This is a genomic window from Kaistella sp. (assembly GCF_032060305.1).
GTDB classification, from domain to species: domain Bacteria; phylum Bacteroidota; class Bacteroidia; order Flavobacteriales; family Weeksellaceae; genus Kaistella; species Kaistella yananensis.
Window position 1 is genome coordinate 9,062 of the sequence record NZ_DAMBHK010000039.1, and the last position, 5,502, is coordinate 14,563.

The window sequence follows — 5,502 nt, forward strand, 5'->3', positions numbered from 1 at the left end:
ATTTCAATTCGCAGATTCAACTCAAAATGTCTCCCGAACTCGAAAGTATGAGCAAAATCTCCGGTCTGGAAACCGTGCCGATGTTCTGGTTTAATGAACATTATAATTACCGCCTTGCTCTGGTTCCGGGAATTCTGGCCTTCCTTGTGACTTTAATCGGTGGGTATCTTACCGCACTGAACATCGTAGCCGAAAAAGAAACCGGCACCATTGAGCAGATTAATGTCTCCCCGATCCGAAAAGTCGATTTCATCATCGGCAAACTGTTCCCGTTCTGGATTCTGGCCATGGTTGCTTTCAGCCTTGGTTTACTGGTGACGGTTTTTGTGTATAACATCAGGATAGAAGGCAGCCTTCTTCTGCTCTACGCCTTTGTGTCGGTTTATCTTATCACCATTCTTGGCATGGGGCTTCTGGTTTCTGTTTACAGCGAAACCCAGCAGCAGGCGATGTTTGTGGTATTCTTTTTCATGATGATTTTCGTGCTGATGAGCGGACTTTTCACGCCGGTTGAAAGCATGACCGACTGGGCAAAATACATCGCCTATCTCAATCCTGTGACTTATGGTGTTGACGGCATCCGGCTGATTATGCTTAAAAACAGCGGCTTCACCGATTTGCTGCCTCATTTTGCCTTTATTGTTTCCTTAGGAATCGTGGTCATCACATGGGCGGTTCTGCGTTACCGGAAAACGAATTAAAAATCCTATAATCTGAAATATAATTACTAACTTTAGAAAGCCATGAAACGTACCCTGTTACTTATTTTTCTGTTTCTTTTCGGTCTCGTTACCCTCTTTATGAGCAGCGCGGTTTTATTCGACTGGCTGGGCATCCGCGAAAAAGAAGGGGATTTTGTTCCTGCCGTGGTCTGGGCGAACTGGCTGTGCGGATTTCTTTATCTGGTTGCTGCTTATGCAGTCTTTAAAAACAGCCTTAGGGCAAAAATTCCATTAATTACTGCACTCTTCATTTTGATTGCAGCATATCTCTATCTCTTTATCCACATCAGTAACGGCGGTCTGTACGAAACAAAAACAGTGGGCGCCATGGCATTCCGGGTCGGTATTACTGCGTTATTCCTTTTTACAACCATAAAAATTTTTAAAAAATGAAAAAAACATTGCTTTCAGCTCTTTTAGGGCTGGCCATCGTAATTTCCTGTGAAAAGAAACAGGAAACTACCGAAAATCAGGATCATACGAATCATACCGAAAATGTTGCAGCTGAAACTGAAGCAGAATCTACCCATGACGATCATGCTGACGCCAGTGCAAATTTGGAACTCAACAATGGCAAAAAATGGAAAACCAACACCGAAATGCTGCCGTACATCCAAAAACAGGAACAGCTCATTGATGCGTACGACGATGAAACCGGAGATTACAAAAAACTCGCAGCAGACCTTTCAACAGCCAATGACCAGTTGATTAAAAGCTGCACCATGACCGGAAAATCTCACGATGTGCTTCACGTTTGGCTTACCGATCACATGAAAAAAATTAATCTGCTTGCCAAAGCGGCCACACAAAAGGAAGCTGAAAAAATTGCAGAATCACTGGAGCATTCTATGGAATCTTACCACCAGTATTTCGAATAATAATTTAAAATTAACCTCATTCATCAACCTTCAGAATTTTTTCTGGAGGTTTTTATTTAGAAATATTTTCGATTGAAATTTCTATCGACGCCAATTATCAATTTCACATCAATTAACAGATTTTGGCTTTTTCATCCGCAATAATATTGTTAATTTTAAAAACAATAATTAAACAATATTACAATGAGTTCAAAAGTTTACGACAGAGTACAACTGAAAGAAAAGTACGACAACTACATTAACGGACAATGGACTCCACCGGCAAGTGGAAAATATTTTGATGTAATCACCCCACTGGATGGCACAGTGATGGGCCAAGCGGCACATTCCAACGAACAAGATCTGGAAATGGCAGTAAATGCTGCGGAAGCGGCTTTCGTAACTTGGGGGAAAACTTCCGTAACCGAAAGAAGCAACATCCTCAATAAAATTGCGGATCGCATGGAAGCCAACCTGGAAAAAATTGCAGTGGTAGAAACCATGGACAATGGAAAACCAGTTCGCGAAACCCTGAATGCCGATATTCCTTTGGCGATTGACCATTTCAGATATTTCGCAGGGGTTATTCGAGCGGAAGAAGGTTCTTTAATGGAATTAGACAATGATACGGTTTCCTTAATTGTGAATGAACCTTTAGGAGTGATTGCTCAAATTATTCCTTGGAATTTCCCGATTCTGATGGCTGTTTGGAAACTTGCTCCAGCTTTGGCAGCAGGAAACTGCGTGGTACTGAAACCGGCTGAAAGTACGCCAATCTCAATTTTGGTCTTGATGGAAATCATCGGCGATTTGCTTCCACCGGGAGTTGTAAATATTGTAAATGGTTTTGGAGGAGAATTAGGTCATGCCCTGGTTACCAACAAAAAAGTGTCAAAAGCAGCCTTCACGGGTTCTACTGCAACAGGAAGACTGGTGATGCAATATGCTACCGAAAACATCATTCCGGTAACTTTGGAATTGGGAGGTAAATCACCAAACGTTTTCTTCGAATCAGTGATGGATGAAGACGATGCCTTCTTCGACAAAGCGTTGGAAGGAGCCGTATTATTTGCTTTAAACCAAGGTGAAATCTGTACTTGTCCATCCCGATTACTGGTACAGGAAAGTATTGCTGACAAATTCATCGAAAGAGTCGTAGAACGTGTTAAAGCCATTAAAGCAGGAAATCCACTCGATACTTCTACAATGATCGGTGCGCAAGCTTCGAAAATCCAGTACGACAAAATCCTTAGCTACATCAACCTTGGTAAAGAAGAAGGTTGCGAAGTGCTGACAGGTGGCGACGCTAATGTATTGGAAGGCGAATTGAAAAACGGCTACTACATCCAGCCAACCCTATTGAAAGGTCACAATAAAATGAGAGTTTTCCAGGAAGAAATCTTCGGACCCGTACTTGCGGTAACCACTTTCAAGGATGAAGCAGATGCGATCGCGATCGCAAACGACACCATTTATGGTTTAGGAGCCGGAGTTTGGACCAGAGATGCTCACCAATTGTACCAAGTACCAAGAGCAATCCAGTCAGGAAGAGTTTGGGTAAATCAATACCATTCTTATCCTGCAGGTGCACCTTTCGGAGGTTACAAACTGTCGGGAATCGGTAGAGAAAATCACAAGATGATGCTCGATCATTACCGCCAAACCAAGAATATGCTAATTTCTTACAGCAAAGAAAAATTAGGATTCTTCTAAATGATAATGGGCGGATTTTTATTGTAAATCCGTCTTTTTTTCTGATTCAATTAAAAAGTTTCAACATGGAAAAAATCCCACGTCTTTCAGTAACTCCAAAAGCCTTGGAACTCGTAAAACAACTCTCTGAAGAGTTTGGCGAACTGATGTTTTACCAGGCCGGTGGCTGCTGCGAAGGTACCCAGCCGCAATGTTTCCGTGAAGGGCATTTTTATCCGCGGACCAAAGACGTAAGTATTGGAACGGTGATGGGCTTTCATTTCTGGATCGATCATGATCTTTTTGAATACTGGAAGTACAGCCATTTCGAACTTGATGTGACGGACGGTTTCGGTGCTGGTGGATTTTCTCTTGAAACCGCTAAAAGCAAAACTTTCAAAGTAAATTACAGACTTTTCAGTAAAGACGAACTGGAGCACCTGGAGGACACCATTCTTTATCATCAGTATATGATTCAGAAAAAAGAGAATTCGCAAAAAATTTAAATTAGAATAAAAGATATACCCGGCAAATATTATTTTTAAAAGCTGTTAATTTTTTGATTGACAGCTTTATTATTCATATTTTTTACTAATTTCATTATCAATTAAATATTCAATTATGGAAACAAAAACTACTCTTTTCAAAAAACAAGATTACCTTCCCAAAGCCCTTTCTTTGCGGCTTCTGAACAAACGTATATCTTCCGTTGTCATAGGATTTATGATGATGGCCGGATATACTACCACCAAGGCACAAACAGCTTTGGTAATACCCGATTCCAATGAAGGCAGTGCATTCATCGGTCCTTATGGAAATGCCGCTAGACAGTTACAGATGATTATCGATGATACGCTCCTTACTTCCCTCGTCGGAAAAAACCTTACCTCCATTTCCTTCAGGCTGCCGGCAAGTACAGCTACCAGTTGGCCACCGAACAATTTGACGATGAATGCATTTGATATTTATCTGAGTGAGAGTGTTGAACCGTCGGAGCGACAGCTTAATTTTGCCGCTAATGTGGTAGGTACACAAACGCAGGTACGCTCCGGAAGTTTACAGATTCCGGCAGGTGCGCTAACTGTAGGTTCCAATCCAAATAATTTCAGTTTTAAGATTATTTTTACAAGTGCATGGCAGTATAACGGTGGCAACCTCCTGATAGAAGTCCGACACAGCGGAACCGGAATTTCTTCAAGAAGTGTTCAGGCAGCTTCTACAAGTTCGGCGGGTTACGGGACTTTATACTCAGCACTGTGGCAATCTACAGGCGACGTTTTACAGGGCAACTTTACACAGGTAGAAATTACTGCAGATGGTCCGTTAGGTACAAATTCAGTGAAAATTGGCGCAGCTGCAACTATTTACCCAAATCCTGTAAAAGACATGCTGTTTATAAAATCTGGTCAGGAATTTATTTCTTATTCTGTTTATAATATGGCCGGACAAAGGGTTGCATCAGATAAAATGACCGGAAAGAGCATCAATCTTTCGCGCCTGCCAGTGGGTTCTTATGTTCTGAAACTTACGGACAAGGAAGGGAATACAGAATCTTCAAAATTTATGAAAAATTAAAATCTGCTCACCCCGAATTCTGAGGCATAACGTGATATGTAATCATTTTAATAAAAGACATTTCTCTCGAAGTGTCTTTTATTTTACACTTTCAGAAATTTAGTGTTCCTTAAAAGTCCGTTTGTGGCGAAAGGCTAACGAAGATTAAAGACTAAAAAAATTATATATTAACATACCATCACAATAATGATGGGTCTTTATCGGATCATCGCTTTGGCTTCTTCCCAAAGTTTATCCATTTCCTCCAGCGAGAGGTCTTCCAGTTTTAAATTTTTATCCGAAGCCAGCTGCTCCATCTTCTGGAAGCGGGAAATAAACTTGATATTGGTTCTTTCCAGTGCTGAGTCTGGATTGATGCCTGAAATTCTGGCATAATTTATCAAAGAAAAGAAAACATCTCCCAGCTCCTGCTCTTTTTTATCGGGATCGGTTTCAGCGTGAAACTCCGCCAGTTCCTCATCCACTTTTTTCCAGGCATCTTCAGCACTGGCAAATTCGAACCCGATTCCTTTTACTTTGTCCTGTATTCTGTAGGCTTTCACAATACTTGGTGTTCCTTTAGTGACTCCGGAAAGGACTGATTTGTTTCCTTCCTTTAGTTTGAGCTTTTCCCAATTCTGCTTTACTTCCTCTTCATCCTGAACCTCCACATCACC

General features: G+C 41.3%; 7 protein-coding genes. 6 read left to right on the forward strand and 1 reads right to left on the reverse strand.

Translation table 11 applies throughout. The features are described from left to right. The 6 genes from V5N63_RS07065 to V5N63_RS07090 form a co-directional block, all read left to right on the forward strand. Window positions 1-701: ABC transporter permease (locus tag V5N63_RS07065; protein ID WP_332033385.1), on the forward strand; the 701-nt coding region annotated here is incomplete at its 5' end. A 42-nt stretch (window positions 702-743) separates the two neighbouring features. Further along, the gene (locus tag V5N63_RS07070) at window positions 744-1,115 is read left to right on the forward strand and encodes a hypothetical protein (RefSeq protein ID WP_332030649.1); all 372 of its coding nucleotides are present in this window, start codon (window positions 744-746) and stop codon (window positions 1,113-1,115) included. Then, on the forward strand, window positions 1,112-1,600 hold the full coding sequence (locus V5N63_RS07075) for a hypothetical protein (protein ID WP_332033386.1): 489 nt from the start codon (window positions 1,112-1,114) through the stop codon (window positions 1,598-1,600). The genes V5N63_RS07070 and V5N63_RS07075 overlap by 4 nt, the downstream gene beginning before the upstream one ends. A 183-nt stretch (window positions 1,601-1,783) precedes the next feature. Further along, window positions 1,784-3,292 (forward strand): aldehyde dehydrogenase family protein, encoded by a 1,509-nt coding sequence (locus tag V5N63_RS07080; RefSeq protein WP_332033387.1) that lies wholly within the window; start codon window positions 1,784-1,786, stop codon window positions 3,290-3,292. 65 nt (window positions 3,293-3,357) lie between these two features. Further along, window positions 3,358-3,777, forward strand: a complete 420-nt coding sequence (locus V5N63_RS07085; RefSeq protein WP_332033388.1) for a DUF779 domain-containing protein — start codon at window positions 3,358-3,360, stop codon at window positions 3,775-3,777. Window positions 3,778-3,892: 115 nt separating this feature from the next. Beyond that, a complete protein-coding gene (locus V5N63_RS07090; RefSeq protein WP_332033389.1) occupies window positions 3,893-4,846 on the forward strand; it encodes a T9SS type A sorting domain-containing protein in 954 nt (317 codons plus the stop codon). 197 nt (window positions 4,847-5,043) lie between these two features. Here the strand turns inward: V5N63_RS07090 and V5N63_RS07095 are convergent. Further along, window positions 5,044-5,502: MazG nucleotide pyrophosphohydrolase domain-containing protein (locus tag V5N63_RS07095; RefSeq protein ID WP_332033390.1), on the reverse strand; the 459-nt coding region annotated here is incomplete at its 5' end.